General features: G+C 64.2%; 18 protein-coding genes. 11 read left to right on the forward strand and 7 right to left on the reverse strand.

Features of this window, described 5'->3' with window-relative positions:
* Positions 1 to 94 precede the first annotated feature (94 nt).
* The 4 genes from ABGX75_RS04905 (at position 95) to ABGX75_RS04920 (ending at position 4,934) form a co-directional block, all read left to right on the forward strand.
* The gene (locus ABGX75_RS04905) at positions 95 to 1,456 is read left to right on the forward strand and encodes a glutamine synthetase family protein (RefSeq protein WP_035414577.1); all 1,362 of its coding nucleotides are present in this window, start codon (positions 95 to 97) and stop codon (positions 1,454 to 1,456) included.
* Between the two features lie 42 nt (positions 1,457 to 1,498).
* Positions 1,499 to 2,878, forward strand: coding sequence for an aldehyde dehydrogenase family protein (locus ABGX75_RS04910; protein WP_011505987.1), 1,380 nt, complete (start codon positions 1,499 to 1,501; stop codon positions 2,876 to 2,878).
* A gap of 62 nt (positions 2,879 to 2,940) precedes the next feature.
* Entirely contained in the window at positions 2,941 to 4,086 is a 1,146-nt protein-coding gene (locus ABGX75_RS04915) for an iron-containing alcohol dehydrogenase (protein ID WP_179152817.1), read from the forward strand.
* Positions 4,087 to 4,319: 233 nt separating this feature from the next.
* A complete protein-coding gene (locus tag ABGX75_RS04920) occupies positions 4,320 to 4,934 on the forward strand; it encodes an NAD(P)H-dependent oxidoreductase (RefSeq protein WP_011505989.1) in 615 nt (204 codons plus the stop codon).
* A 102-nt stretch (positions 4,935 to 5,036) separates the two neighbouring features.
* Here ABGX75_RS04920 and ABGX75_RS04925 read toward each other — a convergent pair whose 3' ends face one another.
* Both ABGX75_RS04925 and ABGX75_RS04930 read right to left on the reverse strand, forming a co-directional pair.
* Positions 5,037 to 6,110 carry a metal-dependent hydrolase gene (locus ABGX75_RS04925; RefSeq protein ID WP_347410630.1) on the reverse strand — a complete coding sequence of 358 codons (1,074 nt, stop codon included), beginning with the start codon at positions 6,108 to 6,110 and terminating at the stop codon, positions 5,037 to 5,039.
* A gap of 61 nt (positions 6,111 to 6,171) precedes the next feature.
* A complete protein-coding gene (locus tag ABGX75_RS04930; protein WP_110061900.1) occupies positions 6,172 to 6,711 on the reverse strand; it encodes a DNA-3-methyladenine glycosylase I in 540 nt (179 codons plus the stop codon).
* Between the two features lie 114 nt (positions 6,712 to 6,825).
* Between ABGX75_RS04930 and ABGX75_RS04935 the strand changes: the two genes are divergently transcribed.
* Positions 6,826 to 7,266, forward strand: coding sequence for a VOC family protein (locus ABGX75_RS04935; RefSeq protein WP_011505992.1), 441 nt, complete (start codon positions 6,826 to 6,828; stop codon positions 7,264 to 7,266).
* Positions 7,267 to 7,350: 84 nt separating this feature from the next.
* Complete coding sequence (locus ABGX75_RS04940) at positions 7,351 to 8,046, forward strand: uracil-DNA glycosylase family protein (protein ID WP_043557932.1); 696 nt, start codon at positions 7,351 to 7,353, stop codon at positions 8,044 to 8,046.
* 22 nt (positions 8,047 to 8,068) lie between these two features.
* On the opposite strand, the gene ABGX75_RS04945 is transcribed toward ABGX75_RS04940, so the two are convergent.
* A complete protein-coding gene (locus ABGX75_RS04945; protein ID WP_347410631.1) occupies positions 8,069 to 8,473 on the reverse strand; it encodes a DoxX family protein in 405 nt (134 codons plus the stop codon).
* A gap of 324 nt (positions 8,474 to 8,797) precedes the next feature.
* On the opposite strand from ABGX75_RS04945, the gene ABGX75_RS04950 reads away from it, so the two are divergent.
* Positions 8,798 to 9,889, forward strand: a complete 1,092-nt coding sequence (locus ABGX75_RS04950; RefSeq protein ID WP_347410632.1) for a GGDEF domain-containing protein — start codon at positions 8,798 to 8,800, stop codon at positions 9,887 to 9,889.
* 222 nt (positions 9,890 to 10,111) lie between these two features.
* Positions 10,112 to 11,293 carry a GGDEF domain-containing protein gene (locus ABGX75_RS04955; protein ID WP_181950021.1) on the forward strand — a complete coding sequence of 394 codons (1,182 nt, stop codon included), beginning with the start codon at positions 10,112 to 10,114 and terminating at the stop codon, positions 11,291 to 11,293.
* Here the strand turns inward: ABGX75_RS04955 and ABGX75_RS04960 are convergent.
* On the reverse strand, positions 11,276 to 11,986 hold the full coding sequence (locus ABGX75_RS04960; RefSeq protein WP_011505997.1) for a phosphatase PAP2 family protein: 711 nt from the start codon (positions 11,984 to 11,986) through the stop codon (positions 11,276 to 11,278). The genes ABGX75_RS04955 and ABGX75_RS04960 overlap by 18 nt on opposite strands.
* 77 nt (positions 11,987 to 12,063) lie before the next feature.
* Entirely contained in the window at positions 12,064 to 13,086 is a 1,023-nt protein-coding gene (locus ABGX75_RS04965; protein WP_347410633.1) for a tRNA-dihydrouridine synthase family protein, read from the reverse strand.
* 90 nt (positions 13,087 to 13,176) lie between these two features.
* Between ABGX75_RS04965 and ABGX75_RS04970 the strand changes: the two genes are divergently transcribed.
* The 3 genes from ABGX75_RS04970 to ABGX75_RS04980 all read left to right on the forward strand — a co-directional run bounded on the left by ABGX75_RS04970 (position 13,177) and on the right by ABGX75_RS04980 (position 16,637).
* Entirely contained in the window at positions 13,177 to 13,419 is a 243-nt protein-coding gene (locus tag ABGX75_RS04970) for an OadG family protein (RefSeq protein WP_035414592.1), read from the forward strand.
* 70 nt (positions 13,420 to 13,489) lie between these two features.
* Entirely contained in the window at positions 13,490 to 15,304 is a 1,815-nt protein-coding gene (oadA, locus tag ABGX75_RS04975) for a sodium-extruding oxaloacetate decarboxylase subunit alpha (RefSeq protein ID WP_287125015.1), read from the forward strand.
* 10 nt (positions 15,305 to 15,314) lie between these two features.
* Positions 15,315 to 16,637 (forward strand): sodium ion-translocating decarboxylase subunit beta, encoded by a 1,323-nt coding sequence (locus ABGX75_RS04980; RefSeq protein WP_011506001.1) that lies wholly within the window; start codon positions 15,315 to 15,317, stop codon positions 16,635 to 16,637.
* Here ABGX75_RS04980 and ABGX75_RS04985 read toward each other — a convergent pair.
* Both ABGX75_RS04985 and ABGX75_RS04990 read right to left on the reverse strand, forming a co-directional pair.
* The gene (locus ABGX75_RS04985) at positions 16,629 to 17,252 is read right to left on the reverse strand and encodes a YigZ family protein (protein WP_035414596.1); all 624 of its coding nucleotides are present in this window, start codon (positions 17,250 to 17,252) and stop codon (positions 16,629 to 16,631) included. The two genes, ABGX75_RS04980 and ABGX75_RS04985, sit on opposite strands and share 9 nt — an antisense overlap.
* Complete coding sequence (locus ABGX75_RS04990) at positions 17,252 to 17,725, reverse strand: LexA family transcriptional regulator (protein ID WP_011506003.1); 474 nt, start codon at positions 17,723 to 17,725, stop codon at positions 17,252 to 17,254. Before ABGX75_RS04990 ends, ABGX75_RS04985 begins: the two co-directional genes overlap by 1 nt.
* Between the last annotated feature and the right edge of the window lie 103 nt (positions 17,726 to 17,828).

A 17,828-nucleotide genomic window follows, 5' to 3' on the forward strand; every position in this document is an offset into this window, starting at 1 on the left:
CCCGTGCCCTGGCACCTGCCGGGGCACGCCGCTTGAAAGGGGACCGGCCGTGCGTCGGGCCTCGTCATGGTGATGGCTATTGGGAACCTCGGAAATGACCAACACGCTGGCTTTGGATGACCTGAAGACTAGGGTCGAGAGCGGTGAGATCGACACGGTGCTCGTATGCATTGTCGACATGCAGGGGCGCCTGATGGGCAAGCGGCTGCATGCGCGCCACTTCGTGGACCATGGCTGGGAGGAGACTCACTGCTGCAACTATCTATTGGCCACGGATCTCGAGATGGCAACGCCCGGTGGCTATGCAAGCACCTCCTGGCAGGCAGGCTACGGCGACTACATCATGAAGCCGGATCTGGCCACGCTGCGATCCGTGCCGTGGCTGGAGGGCACGGCCATGGTGCTGTGCGATCTTCTGGATCATCGCACGCACGCGGAAGTCCCCCATGCGCCGCGAGCCATTCTCAAGCGACAGCTGGCGCGACTGGAGGCGATGGGGCTGGAGGCGATAATGGCCACCGAACTGGAGTTTTTCCTGTTCGAGAAAAGCCTCGACGAAATTCGCAAGGGAAGGTTTCGCGACCTGCAGCCGATCAGCGGGTACAACGAGGACTATCATATCTTCCAGACCACCAAGGAAGAGCATGTGTTGCGTCCGCTACGTAACCACCTGCATGCGGCGGGCATACCCGTGGAAGGCACCAAGGGGGAGGCCGGAGCGGGTCAGGAGGAGCTCAACATACGTTGCGCGAAAGCACTCGATACGGCGGATTACCATACCATTGCCAAGCATGCGACCAAGGAGATCGCCTGGCAGCAGGGGCGGGCGGTGACTTTCCTGTCGAAATGGCACCACGCCCATGCGGGGAGTTCCAGTCATATCCACCAGTCGCTGTGGAAGCAGGGCCTGTCAGCCTTCCACGATGAGCGCGATGCGCTGGGCATGTCCGCTTTGATGAAACATTACCTGGCGGGGTTGCTGAAATACGCGCCCGACTATACCTACTTCCTGGCTCCCTACCTCAATAGCTACAAGCGCTTCCAGAAGGGCACCTTCGCACCCACGCGCACGGTCTGGTCGGTGGATAATCGTACCGCAGGGTTTCGCCTCTGCGCCGAAGGTACACGGGCGGTGCGCATCGAGTGCCGCATCGGCGGCTCGGACCTGAACCCCTATCTGGCCATGGCCGGCCAGTTGGCCGCCGGCATCAAGGGGATCGAAGAATGCCTGGCGCTGCCTCCTCCCGCCGAGGGCGATACCTACGAAGGGGGGAGTGGCCTGATACCACAGAATCTGCGCGATGCCATGGAGGCCCTGAGGGGGTCCACCATGCTGCGCGAGGCCATGGGGGAAGATGTGGTCGACCATTACGTGCGAGCCGCCGAAGTGGAGCTCGAGGACTTCCAGCGGGTGGTCTCCGACTACGAGGTGGCACGCGGTTTCGAGCGGTGTTGAGGTCAGGTCCGCAAAACGGGAAATGGCAAACGGGAGGGGATGATGGGGCATATTCTGAGATGTATCTCGCCGATCGATGGGTCGGTCTTCGCCGAGCGTGAGGCGCTGTCGCCCGAGGCTGCACGGCAGGCAGCGGATCGGGCGCGTGCGGCCCAGGCCGAGTGGGCCGCACGTCCTCTCCGGGAGCGCATCGATCTGGTGCGGGCCGGCATCGCCGCCGTGGGAGCGATGAATGACGAACTGGTGCCGGAGCTCGCGCAGATGATGGGGCGCCCGGTTCGCTACGGTGGCGAGTTCGGTGGCTTCGAAGAACGGGGTAACCATATGGCGACCATCGCCGAAGAGGCGCTGGCCGATATTGCGGTGGGCGAGGACGCCACCGTCAAACGCTACATCAAGCGCATTCCGCATGGGGTGGTGCTGGTAGTGGCCCCCTGGAACTACCCCTATATGACGGCGATCAACACGGTGGCGCCGGCGCTGATCGCAGGCAACAGCGTACTGTTGAAGCATGCCACCCAGACCCTGCTGGCAGGCGAGCGGATGGCGCGTGCCTTCCATTCGGCCGGCGTGCCCGAGGCAGTGTTCCAGAATGTCTTTCTGGATCACGCCACCACCTCGACGCTGCTTGCCGATCGAGCGTTCGATTTCGTCAACTTCACCGGTTCCGTGGACGGTGGACGTGCCATGGAACAGGCGGCGGCCGGTACTTTTACCGGGCTAGGGCTCGAGCTGGGCGGCAAGGATCCAGGCTATGTCATGGAGGATGCCGACCTCGATGCCGCGGTGGCGGCCCTGATCGACGGCGCGATGTTCAATTCAGGCCAATGCTGCTGCGGGATCGAACGCATCTATGTGCACGAGAGCCTCTATGAAGCCTTCGTCGACAAGGCGGTAGCGATCGTCGAGGGCTACAAGCTCGGCAATCCGCTGGCCGCCGATACGGATATCGGTCCGATGGCGAACATCCGTTTTGCCAGGGAGGTCCGTAGCCAGATCGATGAGGCCTTGGCCGCCGGCGCGAGGGCCCATGTCACGCAGAAACCCGAAGATGACGGCGGCACCTACCTGAGTCCGCAGATCCTTACCGAGGTAACGCATGACATGCGTGTGATGCGCGAGGAAACCTTCGGTCCGGTGGTCGGCATCATGAAGGTGAGTGGTGATGAAGAGGCCATTCGTCTCATGAATGACAGCCGGTTCGGGCTGACCGCGAGCCTGTGGACGGCCGATATCGCGCGTGCCCAGCGAGTGGGTGATCGGGTCGAGACCGGTACCGTATTCATGAATCGTGCGGATTATCTGGATCCTGGCCTGTGCTGGACCGGCTGCAAGGAGTCGGGGCGCGGTGGTGGCTTGTCGGTGATTGGCTATCACAACCTGACACGCCCCAAGTCCTACTATCTAAAGAAAACGACATAAAGAAAACGACATAAAGAAAAACGACATGAAGAAAACAACAACAGGTTGAAGAGGGTGGCGACATGACATTGACTGGAAACTGGACGTATCCCACCGCCATCCGTTTCGGGGCGGGTCGGATCAAGGAGTTGCCCGCGGCCTGTGCCGAGGCGGGCATCACCCGACCGCTGCTGGTGACGGATCGCGGTCTGGCCGAGCTGCCCGTCACCGCTGCCGCGCTGGACATCCTGGAGGCCTCGGGGCTGGGACGGGGGCTCTTCGCCGAAGTCGATCCCAACCCCAACGAGTGCAACCTGACGGCAGGGATCGAGGCCTTTCGGGCGGGGGGGCATGACGGGGTGGTCGCGTTTGGCGGTGGCTCCGGGCTGGACCTGGGCAAGATGGTGGCCTTCATGTCGGGTCAGACGCGCCCGGTGTGGGACTTCGAGGATATCGACGACTGGTGGACGCGGGCCGATGCCGACGCGATCGCCCCCATCGTGGCCGTGCCTACCACGGCCGGGACCGGCTCGGAGGTGGGGCGGGCCAGCGTCATTACCAACGCCAAGACCCATGAAAAGAAGATCATCTTCCACCCCAGAGTCCTGCCCAGGGTGGTGATCTGTGATCCCGAACTGACGATAGGCATGCCCAGGGCGATCACCGCTGGCACCGGGCTCGATGCGTTTGCTCACTGCGTGGAAGCGTTCTCGAGCCCGCATTATCATCCGATGAGCCAAGGCATCGCACTGGAAGGGATGCGGCTGGTCAAGGAATATCTGCCACGCGCTTATGCCGACGGCACCGATATCGAGGCTCGTGCGCACATGATGAGTGCGGCGATGATGGGCTCAACTGCCTTTCAGAAGGGGTTGGGGGCCATCCATGCGATGAGTCACCCCATTGGCGCGGTGTTCAATGCTCACCATGGCACCACTAATGCGATCTGCATGCCGGCGGTGCTGGCGTTCAACGCCGATAGCATCCGCGAACGGTTCGACATGGCGGCGGCCTACCTGGGGATCGAGGGCGGCTTCGACGGTTTCAGGGCATTCGTGCAAGCGCTCAACGATCAGATGGGGATCCCGCGTACGCTCTCCGAGGTCGGCGCCGATCCGGCGCGCATCGACGAATTGGCTGCCATGGCTATCGAGGACCCCAGCTGTGGAGGGAACCCTGTGGCCCTGACCGTCGAGGATTTCAAGGTGCTGTTCCGTCGGTGCATGTGAGCACTGGGCGGCAACGCTGAAAGCGACTTACGCCCGACAGGGCCCTTCAGGACAGGGCCCTGTGGCGTGCATGTCTATCAAGAGCCTCGCACGAAAGTGCCGAGACGTAGAAGAGAATCAGTTCATGCCATCGAATGGTTCATGGGCTTTTTTGCGTTTTTCTTTTCAAAAATGACAACGAATAATGTCGCCATGCGGACACAACCCCGTAACCCGACGAAAAGGATACTCCCATGGCCGTTCGTAACATCTTGCTGGTGACTGCCTCCATCCTCGGCGAGCACGGACAATCACGTGCGCTGGCGGCACATTTCAAGGCGCAGCTCGAACAGCGCGACGATGTCCAGCTCACCGAGCGCGATGTCGTGACGCTCGATCTTCCTCACCTCGACGGCGAGGAGATGCGCAGCTGGATGACCGATCCCGCCGAGCGCGACGCCCACCAGCACGATCTGGCGGCGCGTTCCGATACGCTGATCGAGGAACTCCTGGCGCACGATCTCATCGTGCTGGCCGTGCCGTTGTACAACCTCGGCATCCCCAGCCAGCTCAAGGCCTGGTTCGATCGTGTGCTGCGTGCCGGCAAGACATTTCGGTATACCGAGAACGGCCCGGTGGGCCTGGTGGAAGGCAAGCGCGCGCTGATACTGGCGGCGCGCGGCGGTCAATATGCGGGCACCGCGCTGGACACCCAGACCGGCCACGTCAACAGTCTGCTGGGCTTGATGGGCATCCAGGATACCGACTGGATCTATGCGGAGGGGCTCAACATGGGCGAGGCGCTGCGGGATCGGGCGATGGGCGAGGCCCGTCAGGCCGTGACGCACTACGTGACCGAGCGTCTCTGACCGCGCACCGCGGGCGCCAATCGCGTGATATCCATGCGCCGAGGCGGCTCTTCATAAGCCGCCTTTTTCATGCCTGCGCGAGGTGCGTCAGTACGTCGTGCATCAGGGCACGACCTTCGGCGTCAGGCATCGCGCCAGGCGTTCGTCCACCGGCAAGCAAGCGTTGGCCTGAGGGACGAGCAGACGCTGAAAGAGCGCGGCAAAGGCGTCGCCATCGGGGCGTGGCCCCTCGAGCCGTTCGCTGACGACGGGGCGCCAGCCATCCTCGGTGCGCTCGGCGAGCGTGAAGTTGAACATGTGATAGCCCGGAGAGCCCAGGCGCAGGTCGGTGGCCACCAATCGGGTCTCGCCCTCGTGCGAGTCGACACGGTAGCGCAGGAAGGGGCCGGCAAACCATTGCAGGCGTTGCCCGGCCGCCGTGGCGAGTGCCGCGTCCTCCCATTCGGCCCCCCGCGGCAGCTGGGTCAGTGCCAGCGGTGTCTGACCGTCGAAGAGGCTCACGACCCCCTCGTAATAGGTGCCATCCTCGACCACCGTGACGCGCCACAGCAGGGTGTTGAACGGTGTCGGCTGAACCAGGCGCGGGGCCTCGTCGAGTCCCAGACTGGCGAGACTCGGGGCGATGCGTGCATTCACCGTGTTCTGCGCGGCGACCGCGAAGGTCAGATAAAAGCAGGCGATCGTCAGGCCCCAGCCCAGCAGGCGCGGCGAGTCGCCCTTGATCAGGGCCGCGACGACGCCCACCAGCAGGGGCAGCGTGAAAAGCGGGTCGATGATGAAGATGCTGTGCCAGCTCACCGGCGGCGTGGTCAGCGGCCACCAGAGCTGGGTGCCATATGTGGTAAAGGCATCCAGCACGGGGTGCGTCAGCAGACAGCCGCCGAACAGCAGCCCCCAGCGCAGCGTGCCGATGGGCGGCGTGACGCGTCGCCAGCGCTCTCCCGCCCTGGCCAGCAAGGTCAGCGATAGCGCCAGGGCCGCCAGCACCAGCAAGGAATGGCTGAAGCCGCGATGATAGGTATAGTCCGCCACGGCATCGCCATAATCGATGACGACATCGAGATCGGGTAGCGTGCCGAGTGCGGCGCCGGCGAGGACCGCCTTGCGGCCGAGACGGCGGCCCAGCACGGTGCCGCCGATGGCGGCGCCCAGGCAGGCCTGCGTCAGTGAATCCATGCGCTGTTGTCTCCCCTGGAAGCGGCATTGGGCAATTCGTGCGGGACGTCTCGATGCGCTGTCAGGTCGCGTCGCGCCACGGCGGTCGCCGTGCGATGACCTGGCGTTGCACCGGGCAATCGTCGCGATGCGCGCCCGGCAAGTAGCCGGTACTCATCAGGAACTCGTTGACGATCTCGGGGCCTGTGAACCGGAAGGTGCGTTTGAACAGGCGTACCCACTCGTCCAGCGAACGCGGATGATGTGCATCGAGCCAGGCGGCAAAGCTGCCGTGCGAGCGCTGCAATGCCAGCACCACATTGGCATTGTGAATCGCGGCATCGACCTTGCGCCGATTGCGGATGATACCTGCATCGGCGAGCAGGCGCGCCCTCTGCGTGTCGTCGTAGGCGGCGACGCGTGCCACGACGAAGTCATCGAACGCTGCCGAGAAGGCCTCGCGCTTCTTGAGCACCGTCAGCCAGGAAAGGCCCGCCTGGTTGATTTCCAGGATCAGGCGCTCGAACAGTCGATCGTCGTCGCGTACGGGAAATCCGTATTCGTTGTCATGATACGGGCCATGGAACGGGTGGCCGGGGGCGTGGTCGCAATACGTCGTCATCGAGAGCCTCGTGAAAGCATGAACAAAGCGGTCCGGGCGGTCCAGCGTTCGCGGCAATCGCCGGGCTGGTTTACCATTGACGTTTAGCCTGCATAACATCAGGGGGAGATTACCATGCAGTACCTGCATACGATGGTTCGTGTCGCCGATCTCGACGCGTCGCTGCATTTCTATTGCGACCTGCTGGGCCTCAAGGAGGTTCGCCGCAAGGAGAACGAAAAGGGCCGCTTCACGCTGGTGTTCCTTGCCGCGCCCGACGACGAGCAGCGCTCGCAAGAGTTGAAGGCCCCCGAGCTGGAGCTGACCTACAACTGGGACCCCGAGACCTATACGGGCGGACGCAACTTCGGCCACCTGGCATATCGGGTCGAGGATATCTATGCGCTTTGCCAGCACTTGATGGACAACGGCGTGACCATCAATCGGCCCCCGCGCGACGGTCACATGGCCTTCGTCCGCTCGCCGGACGGCATCTCCGTGGAGTTGCTGCAAAAAGGCGATGCGCTGCCCGTACAGGAGCCGTGGGCCTCGATGGAAAATACCGGAAGCTGGTAAGCGAGCCATGCCGCGCCCCGCGAGGAAACGATGCCGGGCGCGGCATCATCGATATTGCCTGCAAGGCGAGAAAGGAATCTCCGCATGTCGCAAGACGTAACCTTGCCCCCGGCGTTACGCACGGCGTTTCGTCGCGAAGCCGACGCGCTCGAGGGCGTGGATCTCGACGTGTACCGCACTTACGGTCGCGATCCATGCGAGCCGATCATCGGCCTGGGGCCGCGTGCGGCGCCGCTCGGTTTCTTCGGGCGCGACCCCGGGCGCCGTGAAGTCGAACATGGCGAGCCCTTCGTGGGCAGTGGTGGACAGAAAGTGCGCGCCGAGCTCTACCGCCACCGATACGGTGAAGCGCTGCCCGATTTCCAGGCATCGCTCGACGTGGGGCGGCAGTATTTCTGGGCCAATACCGTGCCCTACAAGCCACGTGGCAACAAGGCATGGTCGATGGCGGTCAAGAAGCGCTTTCAGCCCTTGATGGCGGAACTTCTGATCGATCACTGGCAGGGCCGGACGCTGATCACGCTGGGGCGCGAGGCCTTCCTGTGGTTTGCCATCGGACAGCCTCGCGATATCAAGCGCGAACTCGAGGCCTTCTGGGCCCGCGAGGACCGTTTCGAGGCCGTGCACACGACGCCGCTGTTCCTGCCCGACGGGCGCGGGGGCGAGTTTCGCCTGGCGCCGCTGCCGCATCCCTCGCCACTCAATCAGACCTGGTTCAAGCGTTTTCCGGCATTGCTGGCCGCGCGCCTGGCCGCCCTGGATGTCCCGCCCGAATCCTGACGGCCGGGACCGAGAGAGCGGGTCAGTCGGGATGCATCGCCAGGCGCCCGCTTCCCATGAAAGCGATCGCCAGCGCGCCGATCAGGAACAGCCCCTGCAACTCCAGCGCCCAGCCGCCCTGGGCGTTGAGCGCCAGCCATTCGTCGTGATGCACCAGCACGAACGCGACCAGCATGTTGCCGGCCATCAACAGACCGCCGATGCGTGCCTGCCAGCCGAGAATCACCATCAAAGGTGCGACGATTTCCCCGATCAGCACGCCATACGCCAGGAAAACCGGGATGCCCATGGCATCGAGCATGTTGCCGATGTCGGTGATGCTGGCGGGGTTCAGCAGCTTGTCGATGCCATGTAGAAGTATCAACCCACCCACGGCCAGGCGCAGGAGCAATTTTCCCAGGTCGTCATGGTGTAGTAGTCGTGACATGGAGGTCGGCATCCTTGGTAGATCATGAAAGTCGGCATGCTTGCCAGCCGCCAACCTTCTCATGTTCACCCGGAAGCCACTAGTGACGCCATATGGCGACATTAGAGTAACATTAGTTTACGTTTTGCTAGCGCTCGAGCGCATATTGGCTAAGCTTTCTTAGTCAATGCCGCTGGAAGCGGGCCCGAGTGCAAAGGTACCTAAACTGGCGGGATGCCGTTACCTGGTGGCGATACACAACGATCCTTGCCCCGATGCCGGTTCGGAGGTGGGGACATTGCGTTGTCATTGCGCAGCGCGGCGCGGGCAGAAAGGGATATCCAAATGAACTCATGGGCCTGGCTACGGCTCTGGCAGTGGTCGTGCGATGCCCCGGGGGGGCTGCCGCTGGAGCGGCGACGCGGTTACGAGGTCATGTCGCAGATCTTCTTGATCGCGAGCTTGGGACACATGGCATATGCCTGTGTCCTGATCGGCTTGCAGATGCCTTGGGTGACCCTCCTGAACCTGGCCTGCGTGGCGGCCAACGCGGTGGCATTGATGCTGCACCGGCGCTTGCAGCTGAGACGCGCGATGACCGTCAAGATGACGGTCACGCTGGTGGTGCTGTCGCTGAGCATATTCGGGCTCGGCCCTGACGCCGGGTTCGAGTATTATTTTTTCCTGCTGCTGTGCGAAATGCTGATCAGCGACATGGGGGCGCGTTACAAGGTCGCGATGAGCGTTTCGATCGGTAGCGTCGCGGTGGCGACCCTGACGCTGGCACCGCTTGCCACTCCCTGGATGGCGGGTGGTACTGCCTTGCACCAGGAACTGCAGATCATCAACCTGGTGGCAGTCTTCCTGGTCCTTGGGCTGATCATGTGGCGACTGCACGTGATCACCGAGCGCTGCGAACATCATTTCCGGCGCGACGCCACCCATGACTATCTCACCACGGTGCTCAACCGTCGTGCCATCTTCCACGAAGCCGACATGCTGTGGCATCAGCAACGCCACTTCACGCTGCTGTTGCTCGACGCCGATCATTTCAAGCAGATCAACGACGAATACGGCCATACGGCTGGAGATGAAGTGCTGCGTCACCTGGCGAACACCCTGCGGGGTGCCTTGCGGGAGCATGATCGGCTGGGACGTGTCGGCGGAGAGGAGTTCCTGATCGTGCTGCCCGAAAGCGAACGCGAGGAGGTGCTCGCGGTGGCGGCGCACATTCGGCAGTGTCTGTCGGATCGTCCCTGCCAGCTGGATACGCTGACGCTGCCCGTCACGTTTTCCATGGGGCTTGCCGCTTCCGACGAAGCGGCCTTGCTATCCGAGGTGATCGATCTGGCCGACCGTCGCCTGTATCGCGCCAAGTCCGCTGGCCGCGATCAGTTGGTAATGGGCGAGCTGGAGTCCGTCGAGACGACGGCCTGAGCGGAACCGTGAGTCTAGTACGGATAGCCGAGCGCAACGGTGCATGCAACATGGCGTTTTGCTTATTTGGCGTTTGACGAATTTCATGCCGCAAAGTGGCTAAATTCATACACGAATCGTCCTTTTGATACGCCGAGTCTGGCTAACCTTGCTAGGGAATCGATGCAGGGGAAGGTCCGTCGCATGACGTGGCCTAACGCAATGAAAAGGGATTCGTTGATCATGCCACTACGTCTACATCGCCCATGGGGCGAAGGAGGGCCGCCGCTGCCGCCGCGCTGTCCTTTGCCACCGGAACGCCGTCGCTATTTCGACACTTTCGCCCATCTTTACGGCATGGCGCTGGTGGCCTATGCCGGCTTGATGATGCCGTTGTTTCTCTGGCTGGGACACCCATGGCCGGTGGGGATCGTGCTGGCCAGCCTGGTGGCGACGCTGGTTGCACGTGGCCTGCATCTGCGGGGCCACATGGCATGGGGCGCGGGACTGTTGTGGGCGGTGATGGTGTTGCTCATTTGCGAGGCCATCCGCCTCTACGGCGCCGGCGTCGGGTTCGAATTCTATGTCGGGCTGGCGTTGCTCGTGCTGCATATCAGCGCGCTGCCGAAATCCTGCAAGATCGTCTTGTCATGCCTGCTGGTGGGTATGGTCGGCGTCTTGCTGATGAGTGTGCACCGCGACATGCCGCCGGCGTCTCTTTCTCCGGCCATGGCCACGGGGCTGTTATGGATCAATCTGGCCATGATGGGGATGCTGTTCGGCGGTGTGCTCATGGGGCTGGAAGGCGTCACCGAGCGCCTCGAGCGCACCTACCGCCGTGAGGCGCTGCACGACATGTTGACCGGCGCGCTCAACCGGCGTGCGATCCTGTCCATCGCCGAGCGCTGGCGTCGCGCGCAGTGTCCCTTCGCGCTGGTGCTGCTGGACGTCGATCATTTCAAGCGCTTCAACGACCTGCATGGCCATGCCACGGGGGATGCAGCCCTGTGTCACCTGGTGAACTGCTTGCAGCAGGGCCTGCGAGAAGGTGACATGCTGGGCCGCTACGGTGGCGAGGAATTCATGCTGTTGCTGCCCGGCATGACGCGTGGTGCCGCCATGACGGTGGCGGAGCGTATCGCCGCGCTGGTACGCGAGCAGCCCCTGGCATTGCCCGACAAGTCGCTTGGCATGACCGTCAGCCAGGGCATCGCGGCCGAGGATGAAGCCGCGACGCTTGGCGAGATGATCGAACTGGCCGACCGACGGCTGTACGCCGCCAAGCATGCCGGGCGCGATCGCGTCATGGCATGGGACGCGTTCGAGACGCTGTCGCCGCTTCCCGATCAGCGAATCGCCGAAGGGGCGGAGGCCTGTGCGTTCTCGCCCCCTCGGCGGCATGACGATTCAGTGATCAAGGCGTGACATCAAGCGGGCGAGCCCATGCTGAAGCCGCTCGCTGAGGCGCGCGGCGCAGGCGGTGCACAGCACCCAGGGGAGCGTCAGCAGGGCGATGGCCAGGGCCCCCATGTAGACATCGCTGAACCAGTGGCCGCCACCGATGATGCGGGGTGCACTCAGCACGATCACCGCCGCGACGCTGACCAGCCCCACTCGGCGTCCGGCGAAGTGCCACATGAAGGCAGCAAACGTCATCAACATCAGGCCATGATCGCCCGGAAAACTGTTGCCGGAGGCGTCCTTGGTCGCGAAAGGCACTTCCTGGGAGAGCAGATGGACGCCGGCGTGGGTGAGGGTCGGACTGGGGTGACCGTACGTCACCAGCTTGTTGACCAGCAGGCTCACCAGACCGGCGGTGATCAGCATGGTCAGGCCGATGGCGATCCAGCGCTGCAGGCGTTGCGGGCGCGGGTCCCGACGTACCGCCCAGGTGAAGATCGCCGCCAGGATCAAGAAGCTGACGGCATCGAAGCCGCGGTTGTTGAAGATGGCGACCAAGGTCGTCCACAGCGGATGATCGGCGATCGAGAGCGTCCGGTTGAAGAGCCAGAAGACGTCGTCGTCCAGGGTCGTCCACAGCGGGAGGTGAGGCCACCACCAGCTGAGGAGCAGAACCAGCCCCAGCATATTGTAGTAGGCGATGCGCGTGATTTTCATGAGCGTGCGAACGGTGTGAGTGAGGTGAGAATTCTACCGCGCCGCCGTTATCGTGAACAGTGTTTTATAATTCGGCATCAGGCCCGTTCACCGCTCGCATCGACCCGTGGCTGCGTGTCGGTGGCAGGCGTCATTGGCCCCAGGCCGGCTAGAAAATCGGCAAGCTCGGTGCGTCGCCGCAAGGCGGCGAAACGCCGGGCGGCTTCCTCGTGACGTCCGCGCATCTGGTTGAGCCACTGCTTGAGCAGCGACACCACGACCTTCTCGGGTAAATGCGCGCGCATGCGCTGGGCATAGGCATGGAGTATCTCGGCGCGGGCCGACCAGGGCGTCGCCGGGAGCGTCTCGCCGTGGCGTTGCCAATGCTTGATGCGGCGTGCCAGCCAGGGGTCGGCGAGAATGCTGCGACCCAGCATCACGTCCGCGCACCCCGACAGGGTGCGAGCCTTCCAGTAATCCTCCAGTGTCCAGATATCGCCGTTGGCGATCACCGGAATCGACAGACGGGCCTGTATCCTGCCGATCCATTCCCAGTGGGCCGGCGGCCGATACCCTTCGCGACGGGTGCGGGCGTGCACGACCAGGTGGGCCGCGCCCCCGCTCTCGGCGGCCTCGGCGCAGGCCAGCGCGACATGCTTGTCGTCGAAGCCCAGGCGGATCTTGGCGGTCACGGCGATGCCCAGCGGTGCCAATGCCTCGGCAACGGCACGCACGACGGTGTGGACGCGCTCGGGCTGGCGCAGCAACGATGCTCCGCCGTCGTGGCGGTTGACGGTTTTCGCCGGGCAACCGAAGTTGAGATCGACCTGGCGTGCGCCGAGCGCCTGGGCACGCACTGCGTTCGCCGCCAGTGCTTCGGGATCGGACCCCAGCAATTGCAGGTGAACCGGGGTGCCGGAGGCAGTGGCACAAGCGGCGGTTTCCAGCTCCGGGCAGTGACGCAGGAATACCCGCGCCGGCAGACGGGTGTCGACCACGCGCACGAACTCGGTCACCGTCCAGTCGAGCGCACCGTCGGCGCTCAACAGTTCACGCGTGACCACATCGATCACCCCTTCCATCGGTGCCAGACCGATGCGCCCGCTGGCCACTTGCGTCATGTCGTCGTCATCACCCTTGGTGTCATTGCAAAATCCCGCGAATCGGGCAGGGTATTATGTCATTACCTCCGGACGATAAGGAAAACGCCAATGTCCGATTCGTTGCTGTTGCAGGAAGGCTTGAGCCTGATGGCTTTCGGCATGGGCTTCGTGTTCGTGTTCTTGACGCTGCTGGTCGCGGCGACCAGCGGCATGTCGCGGCTGGTGATGCGCTTCGCGCCGCCCGAGGCGCCCTCTCCGTCGCCAAGCGCCCGGGCACCGTCCGATGATCCCGAGCTGCTGGCGGTGATCGGCGCGGCGGTCAAGCGTTACCGCCGTCATCACGGCGATTGAGCGACCCTCTCGCCGCCGCGCATCGACACGCTTCGACAAGACCCCGCATTCTTCACAATCAGGAAGGGCCATGAGCGATACTCAACGTCCGCTGGGCATTACCGACGTGGTGCTGCGCGACGCGCACCAATCCCTCTTCGCCACGCGCATGCGCCTGGACGACATGCTGCCCATCGCCGAGAAACTCGACCGCGTGGGATTCTGGTCGCTGGAATCCTGGGGCGGCGCGACTTTCGACGCCTGCATTCGCTATCTGGGCGAGGACCCCTGGGCGCGTATTCGGGCTCTGAAGGAAGCCATGCCCAACACCCCGCAGCAGATGCTGCTGCGAGGTCAGAACCTGCTCGGCTATCGGCACTACGCCGACGACGTGGTCGATGCGTTCGTCGAGCGTGCCCGGGCCAATGGCGTGGATGTGTTCCGGGTCTTCGACGCCATGAACGACACCCGCAATCTGGAACGCGCGCTCAAGGCCGTGGTGGCTTGCGAGGGACATGCCCAGGGCACCCTGGCGTACACCGTGAGCCCCGTGCACACCCTGGAAAGCTGGCTGGACATGGCCAAGCGCATCGAGGACATGGGCGCGCACTCGCTGGCGATCAAGGACATGGCCGGTCTACTGACACCCTACATGGCGCATGAGCTGGTCTCGCGGCTCAAGCAGACCGTGGCCTTGCCCATCCATGTGCATTGCCATGCCACCACGGGGCTTTCCACCGCGACGCTGCTCAAGGCCGTCGAGGCCGGCGCCGACACCGTCGACACGGCGATCTCGTCGATGGCGATGACCTACGGCCACAGCCCAACCGAGTCCCTGGTGGCGATGCTGCGCGAGACGCCGCGCGATACCGGGCTCGACCTCGAGCTGCTCGAGGACATCGCCGCCTATTTTCGTGAGGTGCGCAAGAAATACACGGCGTTCGAAGGCTCGCTGCGCGGCATCGACTCGCGCATCCTGGTGGCGCAGGTGCCCGGCGGCATGCTCACCAACATGGAAGGCCAGCTCAAGGAGCAAGGCGCGGGAGACCGGCTCGACGAAGTACTCGGCGAAATTCCCCGTGTGCGCGAGGACCTGGGGTACATTCCCCTGGTCACGCCCACGTCGCAGATCGTCGGGACCCAGGCGGTGATGAACGTGATGATGGGCAGCCGCTATCAGTCGATCTCCAAGGAGGTGCAGGCGCTGCTCAAGGGTGAATACGGCGCCGCGCCGGCGCCCTTCGATGCGGACTTGCAGGCGCGTGCCCTGGCGGGAGAGCAGCCGATCACCTGCCGACCCGCCGACCGTCTGGCGCCGGAGATGGAACGCCTTGCGGCGGAGCTCAAGGAAAAGGCCCGGACGGACGCGGTACGTCTGGCCGAGGGCGAGCGCGAGACCGACGACGTGCTCACCTACGCACTGTTCCCGCAGATCGGCTTCAAGTTCCTCGCCCACCGCGACGACCCCTCGGCGTTCGAGCCGGCACCGCAAGCGCCGGGGGAGACGCCGCCGCCATCCCGTGACGAGTCGCCTGCCACGGCACCGTCCGCCGCGCCCCGCGCGCCTGAAACCTATACCGTCACCGTCAACGGCAAGGCCTACGTGGTCGAGGTGGCCGAGGGCGGCGAGGTCTCGCAGGTGGCTGCCCGGGCGGACGCGTCGCCCGCGCCCACGGCGGCGCCTGCGCCGGCCAGCGGCGAGGCGATCACTGCGCCGCTGGCCGGCAACATCTTCAAGGTCAATGTCGCCGCCGGCGACAGCGTCGCCGAGGGCGATGTGGTGATCATCCTCGAGGCGATGAAGATGGAAACCGAAGTGCGCGCGGCGCAAGCGGGCACCGTCTCCGCCGTCGCGGTCAAGGAGGGCGACAGCGTCGCCGTCGGTGACGAACTGATCCGTTTGTGAGGCGCGTCGCATGGATAAATTGCTAGGCCTATGGCAAGGCTCGGGCCTCTACAACATGAGCATCGGCCAGGCGGCGATGATTCTCGTCGGGCTGGTACTGCTGTTTCTGGCCATCCGCAAGGGCTTCGAGCCGCTCTTGCTGGTACCGATCGGCTTCGGGGGAATACTCGCCAACATTCCGCAGGCGGGGCTGGCGCTGTCCGCGGCGGAGCAGGCCGTGCATCTCGGTGGCGGCGATGTGCTGCGCGCCCTGGCCGGGGCGCTCGACGTGGGGCTCACCCCGGGGGCGGGCATCGAAACCTGGCGGGCGAGCCTGACCCAGGCGCTGCACGGCGATACCGCACCGGCGGTGCTGCGCGCGGCGGGAGACGTGGCGGAAGGCGCTGGATACACCAACGGCATGCTCTACAATTTCTACAGCGTCGCCATCGCCTCCGGCGTGGCCCCGCTGGTGATCTTCATGGGCGTCGGGGCGATGACCGATTTCGGTCCGCTGCTGGCCAACCCCAAGACGCTGTTCCTGGGCGCCGCCGCCCAGTTCGGCATCTTCGCCACCCTGCTGGGCGCGGTCGCGCTATCGGCACTGGGCGTCATGGACTTCTCTCTCAAGCAGGCGGCCGCCATCGGCATCATCGGCGGTGCCGACGGACCCACCTCGATCTATGTCTCGAGCCTGCTGGCACCGGAGCTGCTCGGGGCGATCGCCGTGGCGTCCTATTCCTACATGGCGCTGGTGCCCTTGATTCAGCCGCCGATCATGCGCGCGCTGACCTCCGACAAGGAACGCCGCATCGCCATGACGCAGCTGCGGCCGGTCTCGAAGACCGAGAAGATCTTCTTTCCCCTGGTCTTGCTGATCCTGGTCGCGCTCTGCCTGCCGGATGCTGCGCCGCTGCTGGGCATGTTCTGCTTCGGCAATCTGATGCGCGAATGCGGCGTGGTCGAGCGCTTGTCGGATACCACGCAAAATGCGCTGATCAACATCACCACCATTTTCCTGGGGCTGTCCGTGGGGTCAAAGCTGGTGGCCGATCGCTTTCTCACCGTGGAGACCCTGGGCATTCTGGCGTTGGGCGTGGTGGCCTTCGGCATCGGTACCGCCTGCGGTGTCCTGATGGCCAAGCTGATGAATCGCCTGACGCGCGAGCCGATCAATCCGCTGATCGGCTCGGCCGGCGTCTCGGCGGTGCCCATGGCGGCACGGGTCTCGAACAAGGAGGGACTGCGTCACAACCCGCAGAATTTCCTGCTGATGCACGCCATGGGGCCCAACGTGGCGGGCGTCATCGGGTCGGCGGTGGCGGCGGGGGTGATGATCAAGTACCTAGGTTGAAGCATCGAGCCGGGTGAGCCGCCCCTTGAGACGCGACGTCAGCTCGCTCAGGTCGGCGTCGCGTTCGCGGGGCCAGGCCACGTCGAGCGTGACGCCATCGCCCGCGTAGTCGGCTCCCTCCACGCGCGCATCCTGGGTGGCGAACCATTCCCGGGCGATGGCCTCGCCGGCGAAATCGACGCGCACCGTCAGCGGGCGACGCTCGACGAAGGCGCGGCGCGGCAACCGTTCCAGCGCCTTGACCACCGCCTGGGTGTAGGCGCGTACCAGCCCGCCGGTGCCGAGCTTGGTGCCGCCGAAGTAGCGAATCACCACGCAGCCCACCTGGCCCATTCCCGATCCTTCCAGTGCCTGATACATGGGGCGCCCCGCGGTACCGCCGGGTTCGCCGTCGTCGGAAAAGCCGATGGCGTTCTGCTCGCCCGGGGCACCGGCGTTGTAGGCCGTGCAGTGATGGCTGGCATTGGGATGTGCCTCCCGTGCCCGTGTCAGCAGGGCCTCGAAACTGGCGGGGTCGGGCACGAACGCCGTCCAGGTGATGAAACGGCTTTTCTCGATCTCGATTTCGTGCTCCAGATGCTCGCCGGGCGCCAGGTCGGGAATCTCGTAACGCATCAGTGGCTCGTGGCGGCGTGGCGCATCACGCCCATCACCAGGCCGAGCACCTGGACGTCGTCGTTCTTGAGATAAATCGGCGGCATGTCATCGTTGGCCGGCTGCAGGCGCACGCCGGATTTCTCGATGAACAGCTTCTTGAGGGTGACTTCCTGATTGTTGATCAACACCACGGCGGTTTCCCCGTTCTCGGCGGATTCGAAACGCTCGATGATGATGATGTCGCCATCGAAGATGTTGCAGTCGATCATCGAATCGCCACGCACGCGCAGCGCGTAGGTGTTGCGACGAACCATGCGCGACGGCACGTGAATGGCCTCGTCGTCGCGGCAGGCCTCCATGGGCAGGCCGGCGGCAACCACGCCCAGCAGGGGAATCTCGACGAAGTCGGTGGCGTCGATTTCCTCCCAGGCGGCGTCCGACAGTGGCAGGTTCGGCAGGCGCTGCAGATAGTGCGGCGTAACGTGCGACATGACCCTCTCCCTCGGATGATCCTTCGGCATCATAGCAAGGCGGGGCGAGGCGGCAAATCCCGGCGATGTCTCGAACGATGGGGTTTGGGCGCGAGGGGCTTGG

The organism is Chromohalobacter sp., from assembly GCF_039830575.1.
GTDB classification, from domain to species: domain Bacteria; phylum Pseudomonadota; class Gammaproteobacteria; order Pseudomonadales; family Halomonadaceae; genus Chromohalobacter; species Chromohalobacter israelensis.

Coding starts and splice junctions, on each gene's coding strand:
- ABGX75_RS04935 (WP_011505992.1), top strand. CDS start 6,826: ATGCAGTACCTGCATACGATGGTTCGTGTCGCCGATCTCGACGCGTCG.
- ABGX75_RS04925 (WP_347410630.1), bottom strand. CDS start 6,110: ATGGATTCACTGACGCAGGCCTGCCTGGGCGCCGCCATCGGCGGCACC.
- ABGX75_RS04930 (WP_110061900.1), bottom strand. CDS start 6,711: ATGACGACGTATTGCGACCACGCCCCCGGCCACCCGTTCCATGGCCCG.
- ABGX75_RS04985 (WP_035414596.1), bottom strand. CDS start 17,252: ATGCGTTACGAGATTCCCGACCTGGCGCCCGGCGAGCATCTGGAGCAC.
- ABGX75_RS04920 (WP_011505989.1), top strand. CDS start 4,320: ATGGCCGTTCGTAACATCTTGCTGGTGACTGCCTCCATCCTCGGCGAG.
- ABGX75_RS04945 (WP_347410631.1), bottom strand. CDS start 8,473: ATGTCACGACTACTACACCATGACGACCTGGGAAAATTGCTCCTGCGC.
- ABGX75_RS04980 (WP_011506001.1), top strand. CDS start 15,315: ATGGATAAATTGCTAGGCCTATGGCAAGGCTCGGGCCTCTACAACATG.
- ABGX75_RS04940 (WP_043557932.1), top strand. CDS start 7,351: ATGTCGCAAGACGTAACCTTGCCCCCGGCGTTACGCACGGCGTTTCGT.
- ABGX75_RS04915 (WP_179152817.1), top strand. CDS start 2,941: ATGACATTGACTGGAAACTGGACGTATCCCACCGCCATCCGTTTCGGG.
- ABGX75_RS04905 (WP_035414577.1), top strand. CDS start 95: ATGACCAACACGCTGGCTTTGGATGACCTGAAGACTAGGGTCGAGAGC.
- ABGX75_RS04970 (WP_035414592.1), top strand. CDS start 13,177: ATGTCCGATTCGTTGCTGTTGCAGGAAGGCTTGAGCCTGATGGCTTTC.
- ABGX75_RS04965 (WP_347410633.1), bottom strand. CDS start 13,086: ATGACGCAAGTGGCCAGCGGGCGCATCGGTCTGGCACCGATGGAAGGG.
- ABGX75_RS04960 (WP_011505997.1), bottom strand. CDS start 11,986: ATGAAAATCACGCGCATCGCCTACTACAATATGCTGGGGCTGGTTCTG.
- ABGX75_RS04950 (WP_347410632.1), top strand. CDS start 8,798: ATGAACTCATGGGCCTGGCTACGGCTCTGGCAGTGGTCGTGCGATGCC.
- ABGX75_RS04990 (WP_011506003.1), bottom strand. CDS start 17,725: ATGTCGCACGTTACGCCGCACTATCTGCAGCGCCTGCCGAACCTGCCA.
- ABGX75_RS04955 (WP_181950021.1), top strand. CDS start 10,112: ATGCCACTACGTCTACATCGCCCATGGGGCGAAGGAGGGCCGCCGCTG.
- ABGX75_RS04910 (WP_011505987.1), top strand. CDS start 1,499: ATGGGGCATATTCTGAGATGTATCTCGCCGATCGATGGGTCGGTCTTC.
- oadA (WP_287125015.1), top strand. CDS start 13,490: ATGAGCGATACTCAACGTCCGCTGGGCATTACCGACGTGGTGCTGCGC.